This is a genomic window from Paenibacillus sp. NPDC056579 (genome assembly GCF_042793215.1).
Taxonomy (GTDB): domain Bacteria; phylum Bacillota; class Bacilli; order Paenibacillales; family NBRC-103111; genus Paenibacillus_S.
Window position 1 is genome coordinate 22,674 of the sequence record NZ_JBHTVD010000003.1, and the last position, 21,794, is coordinate 44,467.

Sequence of the window (21,794 nt, forward strand, 5' to 3'; positions counted from 1 at the left end):
ATGCAGTACGTCAAGTGAGCCAGCCGCCGTTCGGACTTATGATTTGTCCGGTAATGTAGCCGGATTCTGGCAGGGCAAGGAAATACACCAACGATGCAATCTCGTCAGGCTGGGCAAACCGTCCGACCGGAATTTCGCTCTCGAGAGCCGCTTTCTCCTCCGAATCAAAATTTGCCATCATCAATGTGTCCACAGCGCCTGGGGCTACCGCATTGACGGTAACGCCCGAAGGAGCCAGCTCTTTGGCCAGCGCCTTCGTAAATGCGTTCATACCGCCCTTTGCCGTGGAATAAACGACCTCGCAGGACGCGCCCGATATTCCCCAAATCGAGGAGACATTGATGATTCTGCCATACTTCTGGCTTATCATCGGTTTCATGAATTGCTGTGTGGTTAGAAAGGTGCCTTTCAGGTTAATTCCCATAATTTCATCCCACTGCTCTTCCGTAACGTCGGACAAAACCCCGTAATGCGCGATGCCGGCATTATTAACCAAGATGTCCGGCATCATGTTGTGATGATCCAGCTTTTCCTGGAGTCTCATGATTTGTTCTCTGTTTCGCAAATCGGCCGTAGCTGTCAGCACCTTGGCGCCGTGCTTCATGCAGCTGCGAGCCGTTTCATTGGCAGCCTCGTGGGATTGCAAATAATGAATCACTACATTCATCCCAACCGAGGCAAATCTCTTGGCAATAGAAGCCCCAATCCCTCTGCTGGCGCCGGTAATCAGCACCGTTTGCTCCGTAAAGGGGCGGCTGGCTTGATTCAAGGCTGCTCGCTTCTTACGATGGAAACCGCCAATTGATTCCAGTCAAAGTGCTCGCGAAGCCGCTCATTAACCTCTTCCAGCTTCATTTCTTCATACACCGGCAAAATGTCGAACAGCTCGATTCCTTTGAACCGGTATTTCGTGAACTCATTGGCAATGGCTTCAGGAGAGTTAAGCTGTCTCATGAAGCCGCCGATCTTCTTCTTCCGGCTTCTCTCGAAGTCCGACGCCTGAATGCCTTGCTCCTTCACTTTATCGATTTCGTCCTTGATTCTGGAAATCATCAGGTTAGGATCCTTCGTATCTCCACCGACGACGGAGAAAGCATAATTCTCCCCGATATTATATTCGGTTCCGAAATTGTCCGAAATGAGCTGCTCGTCATACAGCTTCTGATAGATCGCGGAGCTTGGGCTGAGCAATATATCCAGCAGTACCTTCATAGTCAGCTCCCGCTTCAATAGCTCTTTTCCTTGTGCGGTCTGATTCGGCTCTTTGCAGCCGAACAAGCATTTGGGAAGCGACACAGGAAGCACTGTCACTTTCTCCTTTTGCTTAACGGAGGCAGGCTCCTGCTGAAAGTACCTTTCGATATTTCCTTGCGGCTTATAGTCCTTCGCCGCTTGATTTTGACGAACCAGCTCAATGATCTCCTCCGGCTTCACGCCGCCGACCACGAATAAGCTCATATTGCTCGGGTGATAGAACGTGTGGTAGCAATCGTACAGCAGCTCTTTCGTAATGTGGGAAATCGATTCGACGGTTCCGGCAATATCGATATGCACCGGATGGTTATGATACATCGTCTCGATAAGCCCGAAATAGGATCTCCAGTCGGCATTATCCTGATACATTTTGATTTCCTGACCGATAATCCCTTTTTCCTTTTCCACGTTCTCATTCGTAAAATAAGGATTTTGCACAAAATTCAGCAGCGTGGTCAAATTCTCGTGAATATGCTCCGTCGCCGAGAACAAATACGTTGTACGGTCAAAGCTCGTAAAAGCATTGGCGGACGCGCCTTGGGAGGCGAAAACGGCAAAAATATCGCCCGTTGGCTCCTCGAACATTTTGTGCTCCAAAAAGTGCGCTATACCGTCGGGAACCTGCTTCTTCTCGCCGCCCTGCACTTGAAAATGGTTATCGATCGAGCCATATTTGGTTGAGAAGGTCGCATACGTCTTCTGAAAACCTTCTTTCGGCAAAATGAACACGGACAAGCCGTTAGGAAGCTGCTCTACATACAGCGTTTCTTTGACATGAGGATATGGTATCGCCTGCATCGCTTATTCTCCTCCCTTCCGGTCTCGCAAAAAGTAGATCGTATCGAGCTTCACCTGGTTGGCTACCTCTTGAATATGCCCTTTGTCCACAGCCAGCACATCGCTAATTAATGAAGGGACGGTACGCTCCACACCGGACAAAATGTTGTTGAAATCGAAAGAAATCAGCTCGAATGCGGAATCCTGCAGCTCGCGCAGATGTCCGGTAATCATCGCTTTCGTCTGCTGCAGCTCGATATCGCTGATATCTCCCTTCGCCATCGCTTCAAGCTGTTCTTTGATAATGGTGACCGCTTTGCTGTAATTATCGATTTCAATCCCGGATTGAATGGTCAATATCCCTTTGTGCCCATCTAGTCGCGAGGATGCGTAATAAGCCAGGCTCGCTTTTTCCCGTACATTGGTAAACAGCTTGGAATGCGGGTAACCGCCTAAAATTCCGTTATACATCAGCATCGTTGGATATGTAGAATCCGCATATGTCGTATAAGCTCGCAGCCCCATATTCAGCTTGCCTTGATTGACGTCCAGACGCTCGATGACTTCCTTCACTTGCTCTACGTTCCGATGCTCCGGCTTCCTTGCGTAACGACCTGCCGATGCTTTAGTAATACCGAAACTCTTCTCGATTAACGGCAGCACTTCCTGCAGGTTCGTCTGCCCCACGACATAAATGTCGATAACAGCCGTCTCCAGCCATTGCTGATAGTACGTGTACAGCCCCTCGGGCGTTATTTGCTCGATCTGGTCAAGCTTCCCGAGCGGATGTAGACGGTATGGCTCCTGGCTGCACATTTCCTCGATACAACGCTCCGCGGCATATCTGATTTTATCGTTAATAATCGCTTGAATTCGTTTTTGCAGCGTGATTTTCTCGGAATCGACGTATTTGCTTACAAAACGGCCGTTCTCCAGCGCAGGCTTCGTAATCGCTTCTCCGACAAATTCGATGCCCTTCTGAAGCAGGGACTCCGGGCTGTTCACAAATTGATCCTGGATAAGATCCATCCGGAACTGCACCATCTGATAATCGCCGCGCTTATAAATGTCGAAGCCGAAGCCGGCTCCGTACAAATCATCCAGCCGTTCGCGGAACTGCTTCGTTTCCGGGAACGATTGCGTGCCGCGGCGAAGCACGAAAGGGGTGAAAGCCGTAGGCGTAACCTTTTCCTCTTCCAAAGGTGTGCCGATGTAGACGGATATGGCGTACGTCTTGAATTGCTCCGTAGGCAGCACATGCACACGGATATTGCGTACGGTGCCTCGCTCAAATTGGATGTTTTTCAACGGACAAAACTCCTTTCGTATCCTTTATTCCATTATATTCCTTCAGAAACAGAAGAAGCAACCACAAAGGGTTACTTCTTCACGGCGTTACTTGCAAAATATATGCTTACCGATTTGTTTAACTTGCGGGCGGGTCCAGATCCACTTCGAAGTTGCGGTCACCGGATTAAAGTAATATAAGCATCCGCCGCTCGGATCTTGACCGTTGATTGCGTCTCTAACGGCTCGTTTGGCTGTTTCATTGGGTGTCAGCCATATTTGACCGTCGGCAACGGCTGTGAAGGCACCCGGCTGGAATATAACGCCCGTAGCCGTATTCGGGAAGCTTGGCGATTTGACGCGGTTCAAAATTACGGCGGCTACGGCGACTTGCCCGATGTAAGGCTCACCTCTGGATTCGCCATATACGGCGTTAGCCATAATATTGATGTCCTCTTCCGATAGTCCGAGGTGATTGGAAGGCGACAAGTTGTTCGCCGGAGGCTGCTCGGCTTGTCCACCGCCTCCTGCTGCAGCTCCTCCACCTGCACCTGCACCTGCACCTGTCGAAGGTGGAAGCTCATCCGCCGTCGGTTTATAATGCTTGGTTGCTTCCCACAGCTTCAGCTTCGATTTATCACCTGCAATGCCGTCGACCTTCAAGCCGAATTCGGACTGAAACCATTTGAGAGAACGCAGTGTATTGTAACCAAAGTCTCCGTCTACATCTCCGTAATAGAAGCCCAGCAGCTTCAGCCGGCCTTGCAGCTCGTATACGTCTTTACCGCTAGCGCCGTATTTAATATCATTTTTGCTGAAGGTTTGCGTCACCTCGAAGCGGTGCTTGAGCTGATACCCTGCGAATAAGACAAAAATCAAGCAGAACGTTATAACCACCAGACGTTTGTTCATCGATTTGTACTCACCTTTCCCACATTCATATTGGCAACCTTTTTAAAGTTATTATGAGAAAGGAAGAATGCTTCTATTCAGTCAAAAAAGGAAAGTAATGGGCGGACTCTTTTGTGTTCCGGCCAAGCTTGGAATACATAAAAAAGCACGTCGTCCACTCAAGGACGACGCGCTTATTATGATGATAATCTCGCTTGATACTGTTCTAACGAAACCAGGACCTCACGCGGCTTGCTTCCCTCGTAAGGGCCTACAATGCCCTTCGCTTCCATCGTGTCGATCAAGCGGGCTGCCCTGGTGTAACCGACCCGCATCCTTCTTTGCAGAAGGGATACGGAAGCCTGCTTGGCCTCCAAAATGATCTGGACCGCTTGGTCGTACAGCTCGTCTTCGACCTGATCCTGCGCTTCGCTCTGCTCCTCGATCTGCGGCACCATATCCTCTACATAATTCGCTTGCCCTTGAGTTCTGACGAAGTTGACTACAGACTCGACTTCGCTGTCGGACAAGAACGCGCCTTGGACGCGAACCGGCTTGGACGCACCCATCGGCAAATAGAGCATGTCCCCGCGGCCCAGCAGCTTTTCGGCCCCGGCCATATCCAGAATCGTTCGCGAATCTACTTGGGAGGATACGCCGAATGCAATACGCGAAGGAATGTTCGCCTTAATTACACCGGTAATGACGTCGACAGAAGGACGCTGCGTCGCAATAATCAAGTGAATGCCGGCTGCACGGGCCATCTGTGCCAAACGGCAGATCGCATCCTCCACATCATTGGCCGCGACCATCATCAAGTCCGCAAGCTCATCCACAATGACTACGATATACGGAAGCGGTGCGCCCGATTGAGTCTCCAGCAGCATGTTATTGTAGCCTTCCATGTTACGGGTGCCGCTCTTGGAAAACAGCTCGTACCGTTTTTCCATTTCGAGTACGACTTTTTTCAGCGCTAACGATGCGCGGCGAGGGTCAGTAACGACAGGAGCCAACAAATGCGGAATCCCGTTATACACGTTCAATTCGACCATCTTCGGGTCAATCATGAGAAACTTCACTTCGTCCGGCTTCGCTTTGTACAGAATGCTCGTGATGATCCCGTTGATACAAACCGACTTACCCGAGCCGGTGGCTCCTGCAACGAGCATATGAGGCATGCGTGCCAGGTTGCCAACAATCGGCTGACCCGATATATCGCGGCCGAGCGTGATGGAAAGCTTGGAGCTCGATTCATGGAAAGCGTTGCTCTCCATCACTTCCCGCATCGTAACGATGGAAACCTCAGTATTCGGTACCTCGATGCCGATAGCGGATTTGCCCGGGATCGGCGCCTCCATCCGAATATCCTTGGCAGCGAGAGCCAGAGCGATATCGTCGGTCAAGCCTACGATCCGGCTGACCTTCACGCCGACGTCCGGCTGTATTTCATAGCGGGTAACCGATGGCCCTCGCACTACCTCCAGCACCTTCGCACGTACGCCAAAGCTCTCTAGTGTCGCTTCCAGCTTGCGGGCCACCGCCTTATAGTCCATCGACTCCCCGCCTTTGCCTACATTCGGCTTGGCCAACAATTGAAATGACGGCAGCTCATACGGAACCGCAAGCGGCTTGTTGTTGATATTGAAATCCTCCGGCGGCGTTTGCTCGTCGTCATCGGCTGGTGATACCTTCGCAGCCGCTGCGTTCGCGGCAGCCTTGTTCTGCTCAGGCTGCGGAGGCTGTACAGAAGTGGACTCTTGCACATGCTCTTGGAAGTCACGGATAACCGGAATCAACGGATCCACATATTCTTCGTCATCGTCATATTCCGGAGGCACGTGCTTATGGACAACGACTTCCTCATTGGAATCCGAAGCATCGGAGAAATCCTCTTCCTTAACATTTGTCGATGCAGACGGCGATTCCGTCGTCTTCGATTTCGGCTGAATCAGATCAAAGAACAAAGAAGAACGTTTCTTCGCAGGTTTCTTTTCCTTACGTTCCGGCTTAAGCGTCTCCTCGTCAAATTCGTTGTCATCGGGAATGTAAGGCACCGTAGCCGGCTTCTTCTTAACAGTAACCGCCGAAGCCTTGGCCTTGCGTTCCATCAGCTTGCGTTTGATATACTGCCCGAGCAGCGTATCGGCAAACGTACGGCGCCCTCTCAGCTTCATGATAATATCGCCGATCGACAAACGGGTAATCAAGATCGCCCCGATGACGATCATCGTATACTGGATCAGCTTCGCTCCGAGATTGGCGAACAGAAAATACAGCAAGCTGTACAAGGCAGCACCGATCATCCCTCCGCCGACCTCAATCTTCAGGATGACTCTACCTTTATCCGTAGCCGAGAGTCCATCCATCATGGTGCTCCAGGTTTGGGTCAAAATCATGCCGGATGTAAACTTTCCGCCGGGATACAATTTGTCGAACAGGGAAATGTGATTCATTAATATCACAGCCAGTATGATCAGCAGTACCCCTGCCTTGCGCGTTGTTCTCCAAACGGGCCATTCCCTTTTTACCATAACGTATAAACCTATGTAGATAAATACGAGCGGAATGACAAAATCCCATGACCCTATGAAAAACCGGAACAAATACGTTAATGCACGCGATACCGGACCTTCCTGGGTAAGGGCGATAATGGATAAAGTCAGGATGACTATCCCATAGAGCTCGTATTTCAAATTCGTTTTAATCGCTTTGCCTCTCTTCTTTGGCCTTGCCAAATCGGCTCACCCCCAAGTACAAATTATACCATACTTTGGGTGGAACCATAACAAGAAGGCAAAAATCAGACCATAGAACTATTTGATCGTCGGTTGAAACTCGATGACTCTACCCGGACTGTACTGCGGATTCATGAAGTCCTGCGGATTACAGCTGATGATTCGAACAATGGATGCTTGATTCGCATTCAAGGGCTGTACCTGCATGGAAATACCGTTGACCACGATTTCCATTTGATTCGACTCCATGTTCTCGATGCCCTCCATTACGACTTCCAGCGGCATGACCGTATATTGAATCATTGTACGATCCCTCCCTGCATTTGGCGTTTCTCATCAATTCTCCGATTCAACTCACGGATCGCGTCTCCCAATCCGCCGATGGCATTAATCAAGCCGTATTTGACCGCATCCGCGCCGATTACCGTCGTTCCGATATCTCGCGTCAGCTCTCCTGTTTTGAACATCAATTCTTTGATCTTCTCTTCCGTTACTCGGGAATGGCCGGTAATAAAGCGGATGACGCGTTCTTGCATTTTATCCAAATATTCAAAGGTTTGCGGAACGCCGATGACAAGTCCGTTCAAACGGATCGGGTGAATCGTCATGGTAGCTGTCTCCGCAATAATCGAATAGTTCGCCGAGACGGCAATCGGCACGCCGATCGAATGTCCCCCGCCCAACACTAACGTCACTGTCGGCTTGGATAAGGTAGCGATCATTTCTGCAATGGCGAGCCCTGCTTCCACATCCCCGCCTACCGTATTTAAAATGATCAATACGCCTTCAATTTTCGGATTTTGTTCCGCTGCTACCAATTGTGGAATCAAATGCTCATACTTCGTCGTTTTGTTTTGCGGCGGGAGCACGAGATGCCCTTCCACTTGCCCGATTATCGTCATGCAAAAAATATTTGATTCTCCGGCCGGCGTACCGGTCTGACCTAATTGCTGAATCGTGTCTACAACCGGATTCTTCTTCGCCTCATCCGTTACGGGTTGTGCAGGCGGCGCTTCTTGTTTAAAGGAATCGTTCATTAGGAAATCCCCCTATCGTTTCATCATCCCCCATAGTATGGTTAGCGCAACCGTCCCTTATCCATTAAACAGTCAATTATCCGGACTGACTTCTGTCTGCAAAAAAAGAGACCTCATGAGGACTCGCCTCATAGGATCTCTTTTTTGTGACGTGATTGCAACACCTGTATGATGAACGGTTTCAAGCGGTTGACTGGTGGTTTTTGATCATACTTCCATAATAATTGGAAGGATCATAGGTCTTCTTCTGGTTTGTTCATATAAAAATCGTCCAAGTGCATCTTTAACATGAGTTTTTAACGATGCCCATTCGTTAACATTTTCGCTCATCAAACGGTTCAGCGTACTGGTTACGATCCGGTTTGCTTCATCCAGCAAGCCTTCCGATTCTCTAACGTACACGAAACCTCTGGATATAATATCAGGCCCGGATAAAATCGCACCATCTTGTTTGCTAAGAGTAACGACGACGACCAGGATCCCATCCTGCGAAAGCAGCTTGCGATCGCGAAGTACGATGTTCCCGACGTCTCCTACTCCAAGACCGTCGATCAAAATATTACCGGCCGGAACTTTCGACCCTTTACGTGCGACACCGTCTTGAACTTCTACGGTCTCCCCGTTATCAACGATGAAAATGTCTTCTTTCGGGATGCCGACAGATTCCGCGAGCAATCCATGCTGACGAAGCATGCGATACTCACCGTGAATCGGAATAAAATATTTCGGCTTCATAATATTAAGCATCAGCTTCAGTTCTTCCTGGCTTCCGTGTCCCGATACGTGAACGCCTGTAATCGAACCTGGTCCATAAATAACATGGGCCCCAATTCTCATCAGCTCATCTACGGTTCTTCCTACATAACGCTCATTGCCCGGAATCGGCGTTGCAGCGATAATGACCGTGTCCCCAGGTAAAATATCCACCTTGCGATGTGTGGATCTTGCCATTCGAGTCAGCGCCGACATAGGCTCTCCCTGACTTCCCGTCGAGAGGATGGCAACGCGGTCCGCCGCCAGCTTATTCACTTCCTCCGGCTCGATCAGCATTCCATCCGGAATACGCAAATAGCCTAGCTCGCTTGCAATGCTGACAACGTTTACCATACTGCGCCCGATTACCGTCAGCTTTCTCCGGGTAGCTTCCGCCGCATCCACCACTTGCTGAATACGGTGAATGTTAGAAGCGAAAGTCGCTATAATAACCCGCTGCTTCGCTTTGCGGAACACTTCTTCGATCTGAACTCCAACGCTTTTCTCTGAGCCTGTATATCCCGGACGTTCTGCATTCGTACTGTCGGACAGCAGCGCCAGAACTCCTTTTGCACCGATGGCAGCCATGCTGTGAAGATCTGCATACTGTTCGTTAACAGGTGTCTGATCGAACTTGAAGTCTCCGGTATGAACCACATTGCCCTCCGGTGTCTCCAGACATACCCCTACGGAGTCGGGAATACTGTGGTTCGTTTTGAAAAACGTAGCCGTTATCGTACCGAGCTTCAATTCGCTGTCAGAATTGATCATTATCCGCTTCGTTTCACCGAGCAAATTCGCTTCCTTCAGCTTGGTTTCAATAAGCCCCAGAGTCAGCTTGGTACCGTATACAGGAACATTCAGATGCTTCAGCACATAAGGTAAACCACCGATGTGATCCTCATGTCCGTGAGTTATAATGATCCCTCTGACTTTATCCCGGTTCTCCGTCAAATAGCTGATATCCGGAATAACAATGTCGATACCCAGCATGTCCTCTTCAGGGAATTTCAACCCGCAATCCACCACTACGATATCATTGGCATATTGAATGACGTACATATTTTTCCCGATTTCGCCCACGCCGCCCAGAGCGAAAATCAAGAGTTTATCTATATTTTTCTTAGACAAAGAAATACCTCCTAATTCAAATTGACGACGAATTTTTGTATGAACGAAAAACCAAAAACCGCACCAGTCACTTGCCACCATTATACATTAAGCAAAACTGCAATTACAAGTTGGCTCTTTTACAACCTATTGTCCCCTAAAAAAATAAAACCGATGCTAAAAAACGCACCGATTTTCCAAGACTTCTCATTCAAACAAGGAAGCAATGAATCGTCCTTCTTCTTCGGTTACATTTATTAACGGTAAACGAACTCCCCCCACTTCAATGCCCTTATGGTTCAATGCGAATTTAACAGGAGCAGGACTTGGTACACGATGCGGGCATTCAAACAGTCCTTTGAATACGGGGTGAAGCTTGGCATGGAGCTGAGTTGCCTCTCGGATGTCTCCCTGCAAATAACAGTTTATCATATTCTTCATATCTTTTCCAATCACATGGCTCGCTACGCTGATAATCCCGTAGGCTCCAATGGACAAGGCAGGTAAAGTCATGCTGTCTTCACCGCTGTATACGATAAAGCCCGGAGCCGCGTTGGCTGCAATTTGCGTAAGCTGGTCCAGGTCGGCGCAGTCTTTCGTCGCAACGATATTAGGAATATGAGACAGGCGGATAGTCGTATCCACGTTAATATTTACACCGGTTCGTCCAGGCACGTTATAAATGATGCAAGGTACGGAAACCGCTTCGGCAACCGCTTTGAAATGCTGATACAGCCCTTCTTGGGATGGACGGTTATAATATGGCGCTACAAGCAGCAGCGCGTCTACGCCAAGCTTCTCGGCTTCTTTGGACAAATGAATGGTGTGCTCGGTATCATTGCTGCCCGTACCGGCAATAATTTTGCAGCGCCCGTTGGCATGCTTCACTGCAAACTCGAACAGCTTCAGCTTTTCCTCTTCCTTAAGCGTAGGGGATTCCCCGGTCGTTCCGCAAATGACTAAGCTGTCGCTTGCTTGTTCGTCAATCAAGTAGTCCATTAATTTTGCAACCTGATCCCAATCAATTTGCAAGTTGGCGTCAAATGGGGTGACCATTGCTGTAATAAGTCTTCCGAAATCCACGAATAATTCCTCCTACATTGTTTATCTGTGTAACTCAAACTTCCTGTGCAGGGCACGGACCGCTTTGGCCATATCCATCCCTTGGACAAGCACCCAGATGGTTGTGTTCGAATCCGCCGACTGCAAAATGCTTATATCTTCTTCCGTCAATGCCTCGACAATATGCGCCATAATCCCCGGTACGCCATTCATTCCGCCGCCGATGATCGATACTTTGGCACAATTCGAGGTATGTTGCGGTTTATATCCTAATTCGGTTAATATCCTTACGGCTCTGTCCGCTTCGTGATCGAATACGGTGTAAACTACGCCTGATGGATTCACGTTGATGAAATCTACGCTGATATGGTGCTGAGCCATTGCTTTGAACACTCTGAGCTGCAGATCGTAGACCCCTTCGCCCGCGGCGACCTGGATTTGAGTGATGCTTGAGAAATTCGCTATGCCCGTAACGAACCGGTCCTGAATCCAATCCTTATCATGCGGTATAGCATCCGGATGGGTTACTAGCGTTCCCGGATCTTTGCTGAATGTAGAACGGACGCGAATCGGTATGTTCGCATTCATCGCCACTTCAACGGCACGGGGATGAATCACCTTGGCACCATGGTGAGCCATGTTGCATATTTCGGAATACGATACGATAGGCAATCGTCTTGCGTCCTCGACAATTCGAGGATCGGCCGTCAGGATGCCGTCTACATCGGTAAAAATATCGACAATTTCCGCTTTCAGCGCAGCTCCGAGAGCTGTCGCTGTCGTATCGCTGCCGCCCCGGCCTAACGTTGTAAAATCATAATTCTTCGTCTGGCCCTGGAAGCCGGCGACGATAACTACCTGCTCTTGTTCCAGCAGGTCCAGGATCCGTTGAGGCTGAATGGAAACGATTTGAGCGTTGCCGTATTCATCGTTAGTAACGATTCCGGCTTGCGCTCCCGTAAGTGCGCGGGACGAAATCCCTTTTGCGTGGAGAAGGCTGCACAAGGTGGCAGCGGAAATAAGCTCTCCACAACATAATAACATATCTCGTTCTCTTGGCGGCAAGTGATTGCCGTTATTCGCTATGAAATCCAGCAGCGTGTCTGTTGCGTAGGGCTCGCCTTTTCTTCCCATGGCCGATACGACGACAACTAGCTTGTAATTTTGCTTCAAAGCGTCTTCGATGTGTTCTAGGACGAGTGCTCTTGCTTCGACGTTGGAAAGGGACGTGCCTCCGAATTTCTGTACCAGAATTTTCATGAGAGGTCCCTCCTAAGAGTTTTTGCGTTAGCAAAACCTGCTTCGTAAGCGTATTCTGGGCTTTCATAAGAAAGCCTGTTTCGTAAGCTTTTCCCTATATGCAAACAAAAGCTAGGCTTCCTGATGGAAGCCCGCTTTTTCACCAATAGGATCGCTTGCCGAATAAGCGCAACGAGAATTATTCCTATTGGCGGTGGCTTGCACCTTACTCTTGCTCAATAGCAATATATTCTGCAATTTGCACGGCATTCCAAGCTGCGCCTTTTAAAAGATTGTCAGACACAATCCACATATTAAGACCTCGCGGGTTACTCAGATCGCGGCGAACGCGGCCTACGAACGTTTCGAGCTTGCCTGCGGCGTCCGTTGCGAGCGGGTATTGCTGCTCGGCAGGATTATCCTGCAGCACGATGCCCGGCGCGTCAGCGATCAATTGTTTGACTTCTTCGATGTCAAAATCCTGTTTCAATTCGACATAAACCGACTCGGAGTGGCCGTAAACAACCGGAATGCGTACACAAGTCGCGGTTACTTCCAGTGAGTCGTCACCCAAGATCTTTTTGGTCTCGTTGATCATTTTCATTTCTTCGTAAGTAAAACCGTTTTCCGTAAATTTGTCAATTTGCGGAATAGCGTTAAAAGCGATTTGATGTTTCACCGGCAATGAGCCGACAGGCAAAATTTGCGGTTCCATATCTTTGCCTGCCAAAATCTCCTTGGATTGGCGCAGCATCTCATCAATGGCCCGGGCGCCTGCGCCGGATACCGCTTGATAAGTCGATACGATAATACGGGAAATCCCGAACCGGTCGTACAACGGTTTTAACGCAGCAACCATTTGGATAGTAGAGCAGTTCGGGTTGGCAATAATTCCTTTATGCTCATTGATTCTATCGATATTCACTTCGGGAACAACAAGCGGAGTATCCGGATCCATCCGGAAGGCGCTCGTATTATCGATACAAACGGTTCCATGCTCGATTGCTTGGGGAATCAACTCCTGGCTGACGCTTCCGCCTGCGCTGAACAACGCGATATCAACGCCTCTGAAGCTGTCTGCCGTTGCTTCCTCCACTGTAATCTCCTGCCCTTTGAACTGCAGCTTGGTGCCAGCAGAACGAGCGGAGGACAAAAGCTTCAATTGTTGAATGGGGAAGTTGCGCTCATCCAGCAAACGGATGATCTGCTCACCTACGGCTCCTGTTGCACCGACTACGGCAACGTTGAATAGCTTCTGATTCGACATTTTTTTTGTCTCTCCCCTGGGCTAGTAATCATTATTGATAATTGAACCGTTCGATAATCATCGGCTGCAGCTGTTTCCCTTCAAGGGCCGCCTCGCAGGCTTCCATAATCAGATCCATGCGCGCGACGAGAGAATTCGGCTTGGCCGTTGGCGCGTCTTGACCGAACGGAACAAAGTATATGTTCTTGGTGATTAACAGCTTGCTGATATTCATAGCATTCAATCCAAGACCGTCATTGGTGGAAATAGCCAATACAAGAGGCTTCTGGTTGCGCATTTGCGCTTTGGCCGCCATCAACACCGGACTTTCCGTCATGGCATTCGCCAGCTTGCTTGTCGTATTCCCTGTGCACGGCGCAATAACCAGCACATCTAACAGTTTGGACGGACCTAACGGCTCCGCATCTACAATTGAAGCAATAATATCATTTCCAGTAATCTCTTTCAACTGTTTCTGCCAATTTTCAGAGGTACCGAAACGAGTATCCGTAGTAAGTATCGTATAAGAAACGATAGGAACCACCCGGGCTCCGGCATCTACAAAACGCTGAATTTGAGGCATTACCTCAGCAAATGTACAATGCGATCCCGTTAACGCAAAGCCTACGGTCTTTCCTTGCCAATTCATTCCTTATTCCTCCTCTGTCCTGCATCCTCAAGAATGATCCGGCTCAAGGTGTCGGCAATAATGCGACCGGCTGTCTTAGGTGCGACAATGCCAGGGAGTCCCGGAGCAAGCAATGCCTTGACCCCCCGCTTCTCCGCGAAACGAAAATCCGTCCCGCCGGGCTTCGAGGCCAAGTCAATGATTACTGCGCGATGTGGAATATTGGCAATAATTTGTGCTGTGACTATCATAGATGGAATTGTATTAAAAAGCAAGTCAATATTCGCCACCTGAGCATATAGATCCTGCGTATAGAAAGGGGTGAAGCCCATCTCCCAAGCTCTTGCAAAATACTCCGGTTTATTGACGCCGACTTTGACTTTCGCCCCGAGCCCCTGTAATGTTCTCGCCACCGTAATCCCTGTTCTGCCGAATCCAAGCACCATGCTGTTAGAGCCGTGAATCGTAAAATCCGTGTTTTGAATCGCCATCATAATGGCACCTTCAGCGGTCGGAATGGAGTTGTAAATAGCGACGTCATCCCGATCGAACAACTCTACAAGCTGGATGGAAAATTGAGTGCACAGCTTGCGTAAATACGGCTTCGCCATACCTGTAAACACCTTTGCATGCTTGGGCAAAGCCTTGAAATGATCCTCCGTTAACCGCAGCTCCGACGTAGAGAAAATGCTTTCCACAATGCCGTGATCGTCTGTGCCGACCGCCGGCAAAATGATGGCATCTAATGCCTCAAGGGCATCAGGTGTCAATTCGGCTTTGGTGATCCCGCTAAATTGATTTTGCAGATTGTCAAATCCGATCAAAACTATCGAAGCATCAAGCTCAGAGCATTTATTGATAACTTCAAGCTGGCGTGCATCACCACCGATGAGAGCCACTTGAATACCTGTAAGCATTCATTTCTCACCTCTTTCTAAGTCGCTTTCGATAACTCATCTTATGCGGCCGCCCATTAATGGGTTACTGCCCCCGAGTCTACGCAGGCAATAAATAATACTTAGGTTTTCCGAGAGAAATAGTCGTCTATAAAGCAGGCACAAAAAAAACACCTCCCTGGTTTCAGGAAGGTGCCGCTCCTTACTTCGTACCGGTATGGCCGAAGCCTCCGGCGCCTCGATCGGTATCCGTCAATTCGTCGACTTCCTGCAGCTCAACGACAGGAACGATTTGGAACACCATTTGGGCAATTCTTTCATTTCGTTCTATGGTAAACGGTACGGAACCATGATTGATTAAAAGCACTTTGACTTCGCCGCGGTAATCCGCATCGATCGTGCCCGGAGAGTTCAGGCAACTGATGCCGTGTTTCAGAGCCAAACCGCTGCGGGGGCGAATTTGCGCCTCCAGCTCCGCCGGCATGGACAGTGCAAAACCGGTTGGGATCAGAGTACGATCCCCTGGCTGTAAGGTAACCGGCTCGGTTACGGCTGCATATAGGTCGAAGCCGCTCGCAAGCGAGGACATTTTTTGCGGTAACGGGATGCCTTCGCTACCCGGAAGTCGTTTGATTTGTACGTTAAACAAGCTGATCCCTCCTGAAGCCTTCGAGAACGTCATCCTTTTGGCCGACCATTGCAAGTGCGAACGGAACGGACATCATGTGCTGCACCATTTCTTGGATATGCTCCAGCTCTACACTCTCGATCTTCTCAATAATTTCATCCATGCTGTAATGCTTGCCTAGCATCAGCTCGTTTTTGCCGAGACGGTTCATGCGGCTGCTTGTGCTTTCCAGACTGAGGATCAAGCTGCCTTTCATCTGCTCCTTGCCCTTCTTCAGCTCCGCTGCCGTCAAGCCTTTGTCCTTAATCTCATGCAGCAGCTCCATGGTAACGTTCAACACATCCGCGGTTTGCTTAGGAGCCGTGCCGGTATACACCGTAAACATTCCTCCGTCCTGATAAGACGTATGGTAGGAATACACGGAATACGCCATCCCGCGCTTCTCGCGGATTTCCTGGAACAACCGGGAGCTCATTCCGCCTCCGATAGCGTTGTTGAGCAGAACCATCGCGTACAAGCGATCATCCTTCGCAGACAATCCCGGGAAAGAAAGACAAATATGGTTTTGCTCCGACTTCTTCTCATGAAACATCAGTTGCCCGGCAAAGCCCGGGGCCGTCAGCGACTGCTCTATCCCGTCGTTTTGGAATTGGCCGAAATGCTTCTCGATCAGCGGCATCAAGCTGTCGTCTACGTTGCCCGCGATGGCGATAACCGTCCTGTCAACCGAATACTGCTCTTTCATATATTGACGAAGCGTATCGGAATTCATTGCGGTTAAATTCTCTTCGGTTCCGATGATGGTGTAGCCTAAGGAATGTTCCTCAAATGTCGCCTTAGCGATTAAATCATGTACCATATCGTCCGGAGTATCTTCATACATCGAAATTTCTTCGAATATGACGTTCTTCTCTTTCTCGAGCTCCGTTGGGTCAAATGCAGAGCGGAAGAACATATCGGCAAGCACTTCGACCGCTATCGGCAAATGCTCGTCAAGTACCTTGGCGTAATAACACGTATATTCCTTGGAAGTAAACGCGTTGACATTTCCTCCGATACCGTCGAATATTTCAGCAATATCCTTGGCCGAATATTTATCGGTCCCCTTGAACAGCATGTGTTCAATAAAATGGGAGATCCCGTTGTTTATTTTCGTTTCGTTACGCGATCCGGTCTTGACCCAGATCCCGAAGGATACGGAGCGGCATGTAGGGATGGGCTCCACAATGACGCGCAAGCCGTTATTTAATGTGTATTTATTCAATGAAAGGTGCCTCCTTGGAATATCTCTCTATATACCTTTATGATATTACCATTATTGCTTTGTAGACTCAACTTCCGGAACACGATTTGGCGAGATAACCTCGCTTACCGTTCCCAGATGGAGGCCCTTGCTTTTAATAACCTGAATCATCTGCTGGAGTGCTTCGCTTGAAGAAGAAGTCGGGTGCATCAGAATTAATGACCCCGGCTCCACCTTGGTTTGCACTTTACGAACGATCGTCTGCGGAGCCGGTCGTCTCCAATCCACCGTATCGAGCGTCCATAGTATCGTCTTCAGCTTCAAATCATGCGCTACTTCCACCGTCTGTTGATTAAAATCACCCGATGGCGGAGCAAACAGTTTATTTTGAACGCCGAGCTCTTTTTGGAGAAGCTGCTCCGTTTTCGTTATTTCCAACGCAGCTTGTGAGCGGCCCAGCGTGCTCATATCTTTATGAGAGTAGGCGTGATTGGAGAGCTCGTGTCCCTTTTCTTTAATTTTCTTAGCGACGGGGATATTGTCCTTTAACCAGCTGCCGTCAAAAAAGAAGGTGGCATGTACTTTTTCTTTCTCCATTACGTCCAGCATTTTATCCAAATACTCGTTGCCCCATGCTACATTAATCATAAAAGCGACCATAGGCTTGTTCGGATTGCCCTTATAAATCGGCTGTGCGCCAAGCTGCTCCAGACCAATGGCAGGTGCCACTTCCTTCATGACGATCTTGGGCTTGCCGTTATCCTGCTGGTGCTCGGACAAAAAAAGCGACTGCTCCACATCCACTTCCAATCCGTTGTAGCCGGGAATCGCCTTCCATACACGATCGATTGTGGCATTGATGGGAGCGACGTTTCGTTTTGCCGCCTCCTGCCTTATTTGCTCCAGCAGCACCTCACGGCGATCCAGCTGAAGCTTCTTGGCTCCTTCCCATACCGCCATTGCAGCTGAAGAAATATCCGGCAGATAAGGTGTGGATGCGGCGGCTTGGACATTATGGATTTGCGCGTACTCGACAAAGGTATTTATGCTATCCGATTGCTTTAAACCAATAAACACGGTGACAAAGAGCCCCGACAACACTAACACCCGAACACGTTTCATACCCCTGCTCCTGTCGTTAGTTAGAATCGTTTGTCCCATTCATATGCGCAATCGGACAAGATTATGTCTTCCTCTCCTTATGATAAAAAACTCCAATCGAAGTTCTTCGAAGATGAGGTGGTAAAAAAAACAAAAAGAGACAGACGGTCTCTGGCTCTTTGTCGTTCATGCTATTGAAATCGGTATTACGATTGTGCCGGTACTTGCGCTTGCAATACTGCTTTGCGGGACAAATTGACGCGGCCCTGCTGATCGATCTCCGTCACTTTGACCGTAATGGTATCGCCAACTGCTACGACATCCTCCACTTTTGCCACACGCTCTGTAGACAGCTGAGAAATGTGGACCAAGCCTTCCTTGCCCGGTAAAATTTCAACGAATGCACCGAACTTCTCCACTCGTTTTACTGTACCAAGGTACGTTTCGCCGACTATCACTTCTCTCACGATACCTTCAATGATAGAACGGGCTTTTTCGTTCATTTGCTCATTGGAGGAAGCAATGAATACGCGGCCATCCTGTTCGATATCGATTTTTACGCCGGTTTCTTCAATAATTTTATTGATGATCTTACCGCCTGCACCGATAACATCGCGGATTTTGTCCGGATTGATTTGCATGGTAAGGATCTTAGGCGCATAGGGGGACAATTGAGGCTTAGGCTGTTGAATACGCTCGAGCATTTTGCCCAAAATGTGCATTCTGCCTTTCTTCGCTTGCTCCAATGCTTGTGTCAAAATGGCTCGGTCGATGCCGTCAATTTTAATATCCATTTGCAGTGCTGTAACACCTGTCGCCGTACCTGCCACTTTAAAGTCCATATCGCCGAGATGATCTTCCATACCCTGGATATCAGTCAAAATGGAGAAATGCTCTCCGTCTTTGATCAGACCCATTGCTACCCCTGCAACCGGAGCTTTGATCGGTACGCCTGCATCCATCATTGCCAGCGTGCTTGCGCAAATACTTGCCTGCGAAGTAGAACCGTTGGACTCCAATACTTCGGATACAAGACGAATGGTGTAAGGGAAATCCGTTTCCGATGGAATCACCGGCTCCAATGCACGCTCACCAAGTGCGCCATGACCGATTTCACGGCGGCCCGGAGGACGAAGCGGTCTTGCTTCCCCAACGCTAAACGGCGGGAAGTTGTAATGGTGCATGAACCGTTTGGTTTCTTCCAGATCCAATCCATCGAGAATTTGTACGTCGCCTAGTGCGCCCAAAGTACATATGCTCAACGCCTGTGTCTGACCACGAGTAAACAATCCGGAACCGTGAGTTCTAGGCAGCAGGTTGATATCGCACTCGATCGGGCGGATTTCATCCAAGCCGCGGCCGTCCGGTCTCACTTTATCATGAGTGATCAGGCGGCGAACCTCTTCCTTCACGATGTCATACAACGTTTCCTTCACATCGCCAAGCTTCTCCGGCGCTTCCTCATATTGAACCTCGAAGTGCGCAACGGTTTCTGCGTTGATCGCATCGATCGCATCTTGTCTTGCATGCTTCTCGGCGATTTTAACAGCTTCAACCAATCTCTCTTGAGCATAAGCGCGAACTTCGCTGTTGACTTCTGCATCAACACTATGTAGTTTCACGTCCATTTTCGGCTTGCCCGCTGCTTTAACCAGCTCTTCTTGAGTGGCGACAATTTTGCGGATCTCATCATGGCCGAACATGATTGCTTCAAGCATAACTTCCTCAGGCACTTCATCCGCGCCCGCTTCAACCATCATGATGGCATCCTTAGTTCCTGCCACCACCAGGTGAATATCGCTCTTCTCCGCCTGCTCTAGGGTAGGGTTAATGACGAATTGTCCGTCTACGCGGCCAACAATAACTCCGCCAACCGGCCCGTTAAATGGAACGTCGGAGATGCTAAGTGCAGCCGAAACCCCGATCATCGCAGCAATTTCCGGCGAGCATTCTTGATCCACACTCATAACAATCGCTACAACCTGTACATCGTTGCGGAAACCTTCCGGAAATAGCGGACGAATCGGACGGTCGGTCAACCGGCTTGCCAAAATCGCCTTCTCACTTGGACGGCCTTCTCTTTTAATGAATCCCCCGGGAATTTTCCCTACGGAATACAACCGTTCTTCATAATTCACGGTCAAAGGAAAGAAGTCCAGATCCTTAGGCTCAGCAGAAGCGGTCACTGTGCAAAGCACGACGGTATCCCCATAGCGTGCTGTTACAGCGGCATTAGCCTGCTTAGCCAAACGCCCGGTCTCCAGAATTAACGGACGGCCGCCTAAATCCATTTGTACTTTATTTTCCATAAAATCCTCCTAAGAAAAATTACACGCTGCTAAAATGAACTACTATCACTTCTGCATAATGCCTAGTATTTCCTTCTTTTTCGAAATAAATCTCTCATCGAATAAAGAAACATACGAAAAAGCAACCGCTTTGTCCGCTGCTCCAGCCCGAAACGGACTCGAACAGCAGACAACCGAGGTTGCTCTTTGATGTCAATCCTATTATCGACGAAGACCAAGCTTCTCGATCAGGGCGCTGTAACGGCTAACGTCTTTGTTTTTCAAATAAGCTAACAGTTTACGGCGTTGACCTACCATTTTCAACAAACCGCGACGAGAATGGTGATCCTTCTTGTGCGTTTTCAAGTGGCTAGTCAAGTTAACAATGTTCTCAGTAAGAATTGCGATTTGCACTTCAGGAGATCCTGTATCGGATTCATGAGTTTTGTGCGTTTGGATCAATTCTTGCTTACGCTCTTGTGTCAATGCCATCGTTCGTTCACCTCCGTATGTGTATATCCCCATTGGCCCAGAGAACGTCGGAGTCCTCGAATCTCCATGCCAAGGTTCCTTGCCGGGTCTTATGACCGACAACGAATATCAGTATAGCACACAAGTGCTATAAAAGTAAAATAGAGAACCGTGATTATTTTTTCGCAGCCAAAATAGATCGGGCCCGATCCGCATCCGAGCGGATTTGCGCAACCAGCTCATCCACCGAACCGAACTTGCGTTCCGGGCGGAGAAAGGAAATAAATTGCACCGATACCGCCTTGCCGTAGATTTGCTGCGAAAAGTCGAACAAATGCGCCTCCAGAGTAGGCCGCTCCAAATTGTCGACAAAAGTAGGCTTCTTACCGACGTTCATCACCGCATCATGGACTTCGCCGTCTATGGTTACTCTCACGGCGTAAACGCCTAGGACGGGAATAACGAAAGATTCAGAGAGCTCGATATTTGCGGTAGGAAAGCCGATCTTGCTGCCGCGGCCGTCTCCGGTCACGACCGTACCGGTAACGGAATAAGGGCGGTCCAGCAGCGCGGATACCTTTTCGATATGACCGTCGTTCAGATGCTCTCTCACTTGCGTACTGCTTACTTTGATTCCGTCCTGATGGTAAGGGCGAATAATTTCAACGGTGAATCTACCCTTGGCTAGCTCGCATAGCGTATCAGGCGTCCCGGCTCCACGATATCCAAAGGTGAAATCAAATCCAACTATGACCGTGTTCACTTTCATCGGAACCAGCATTTGCTCAACGAATTCCTCAGGAGTTACTTTCATAAGATCGGAATTGAAAGCTACCAGATACATTGTGTCGACGCCTAATTGCGAGAGAACGCTCTGCTTATACTGAATCGGAGTAAGAAGCTCAGCGTACTTCTCCTGCCCCAGCACCTCTTTGGGATGAGGGTGGAAGGTCATGATCGAAGCCGGAATCCTCAGTTTCTCCGCCGTAGTAACCGCACGCTTGATGACTTCCTGATGGCCGAGATGTATACCGTCGAATTCTCCGATGGCCAGCACCTGCGGCCTCATGGCTTCGGAATGATTGCTTTCGTTGATGGGGTATGATAATTGTATCGTTTGCATCCTATACATCACCTACATTCTCTTC

Annotated in this window: 19 protein-coding genes; all 19 read right to left on the bottom strand. The window is 49.1% G+C overall.

The features are described from left to right. Positions 1–10 precede the first annotated feature (10 nt). Positions 11–769: an elongation factor P 5-aminopentanone reductase gene (gene ymfI / locus ACFQ88_RS12585; protein WP_239626287.1), complete on the bottom strand. Its 759-nt coding sequence runs from the start codon at positions 767–769 to the stop codon at positions 11–13. Beyond that, entirely contained in the window at positions 766–2,052 is a 1,287-nt protein-coding gene (gene yfmH / locus ACFQ88_RS12590) for an EF-P 5-aminopentanol modification-associated protein YfmH (protein WP_379454390.1), read from the bottom strand. Before yfmH ends, ymfI begins: the two co-directional genes overlap by 4 nt. A gap of 3 nt (positions 2,053–2,055) precedes the next feature. Then, the gene (gene yfmF / locus ACFQ88_RS12595) at positions 2,056–3,339 is read right to left on the bottom strand and encodes an EF-P 5-aminopentanol modification-associated protein YfmF (RefSeq protein ID WP_379454391.1); all 1,284 of its coding nucleotides are present in this window, start codon (positions 3,337–3,339) and stop codon (positions 2,056–2,058) included. An 87-nt stretch (positions 3,340–3,426) separates the two neighbouring features. Then, positions 3,427–4,230: a spore cortex-lytic enzyme gene (sleB, locus tag ACFQ88_RS12600; protein WP_379454392.1), complete on the bottom strand. Its 804-nt coding sequence runs from the start codon at positions 4,228–4,230 to the stop codon at positions 3,427–3,429. Between the two features lie 176 nt (positions 4,231–4,406). Next, a complete protein-coding gene (locus tag ACFQ88_RS12605; RefSeq protein WP_379454393.1) occupies positions 4,407–6,944 on the bottom strand; it encodes an FtsK/SpoIIIE family DNA translocase in 2,538 nt (845 codons plus the stop codon). A gap of 78 nt (positions 6,945–7,022) precedes the next feature. Beyond that, the gene (locus ACFQ88_RS12610; protein ID WP_239626298.1) at positions 7,023–7,247 is read right to left on the bottom strand and encodes a YlzJ-like family protein; all 225 of its coding nucleotides are present in this window, start codon (positions 7,245–7,247) and stop codon (positions 7,023–7,025) included. Beyond that, positions 7,244–7,981: a ClpP family protease gene (locus ACFQ88_RS12615; protein ID WP_239626300.1), complete on the bottom strand. Its 738-nt coding sequence runs from the start codon at positions 7,979–7,981 to the stop codon at positions 7,244–7,246. The genes ACFQ88_RS12610 and ACFQ88_RS12615 overlap by 4 nt, the downstream gene beginning before the upstream one ends. Before the next feature lie 207 nt (positions 7,982–8,188). Next, entirely contained in the window at positions 8,189–9,865 is a 1,677-nt protein-coding gene (locus ACFQ88_RS12620) for a ribonuclease J (protein ID WP_239626302.1), read from the bottom strand. A 186-nt stretch (positions 9,866–10,051) separates the two neighbouring features. After that, complete coding sequence (dapA, locus tag ACFQ88_RS12625) at positions 10,052–10,927, bottom strand: 4-hydroxy-tetrahydrodipicolinate synthase (protein WP_379454394.1); 876 nt, start codon at positions 10,925–10,927, stop codon at positions 10,052–10,054. 21 nt (positions 10,928–10,948) lie between these two features. After that, a complete protein-coding gene (gene dapG / locus ACFQ88_RS12630; protein ID WP_239626306.1) occupies positions 10,949–12,166 on the bottom strand; it encodes an aspartate kinase in 1,218 nt (405 codons plus the stop codon). A gap of 205 nt (positions 12,167–12,371) precedes the next feature. Continuing rightward, positions 12,372–13,412, bottom strand: a complete 1,041-nt coding sequence (locus tag ACFQ88_RS12635) for an aspartate-semialdehyde dehydrogenase (protein WP_379454395.1) — start codon at positions 13,410–13,412, stop codon at positions 12,372–12,374. Between the two features lie 31 nt (positions 13,413–13,443). After that, the gene (locus ACFQ88_RS12640; RefSeq protein ID WP_239626311.1) at positions 13,444–14,040 is read right to left on the bottom strand and encodes a dipicolinate synthase subunit B; all 597 of its coding nucleotides are present in this window, start codon (positions 14,038–14,040) and stop codon (positions 13,444–13,446) included. After that, positions 14,037–14,936: a dipicolinate synthase subunit DpsA gene (gene dpsA / locus ACFQ88_RS12645; RefSeq protein ID WP_379454396.1), complete on the bottom strand. Its 900-nt coding sequence runs from the start codon at positions 14,934–14,936 to the stop codon at positions 14,037–14,039. Before dpsA ends, ACFQ88_RS12640 begins: the two co-directional genes overlap by 4 nt. Positions 14,937–15,117: 181 nt before the next feature. Beyond that, positions 15,118–15,564 carry a dUTP diphosphatase gene (gene dut / locus ACFQ88_RS12650; RefSeq protein ID WP_239626314.1) on the bottom strand — a complete coding sequence of 149 codons (447 nt, stop codon included), beginning with the start codon at positions 15,562–15,564 and terminating at the stop codon, positions 15,118–15,120. Beyond that, positions 15,557–16,807, bottom strand: a complete 1,251-nt coding sequence (locus tag ACFQ88_RS12655) for a M16 family metallopeptidase (RefSeq protein ID WP_379454397.1) — start codon at positions 16,805–16,807, stop codon at positions 15,557–15,559. Before ACFQ88_RS12655 ends, dut begins: the two co-directional genes overlap by 8 nt. 51 nt (positions 16,808–16,858) lie before the next feature. Next, positions 16,859–17,908 carry a polysaccharide deacetylase family protein gene (locus tag ACFQ88_RS12660; protein WP_239626318.1) on the bottom strand — a complete coding sequence of 350 codons (1,050 nt, stop codon included), beginning with the start codon at positions 17,906–17,908 and terminating at the stop codon, positions 16,859–16,861. A 185-nt stretch (positions 17,909–18,093) separates the two neighbouring features. Beyond that, positions 18,094–20,196: a polyribonucleotide nucleotidyltransferase gene (gene pnp, locus ACFQ88_RS12665; RefSeq protein WP_239626321.1), complete on the bottom strand. Its 2,103-nt coding sequence runs from the start codon at positions 20,194–20,196 to the stop codon at positions 18,094–18,096. Between the two features lie 201 nt (positions 20,197–20,397). Beyond that, positions 20,398–20,667 carry a 30S ribosomal protein S15 gene (rpsO, locus tag ACFQ88_RS12670; RefSeq protein ID WP_239626323.1) on the bottom strand — a complete coding sequence of 90 codons (270 nt, stop codon included), beginning with the start codon at positions 20,665–20,667 and terminating at the stop codon, positions 20,398–20,400. Positions 20,668–20,821: 154 nt separating this feature from the next. Then, positions 20,822–21,769 (bottom strand): bifunctional riboflavin kinase/FAD synthetase, encoded by a 948-nt coding sequence (locus ACFQ88_RS12675; RefSeq protein WP_239626325.1) that lies wholly within the window; start codon positions 21,767–21,769, stop codon positions 20,822–20,824. Positions 21,770–21,794: the final 25 nt, after the last annotated feature.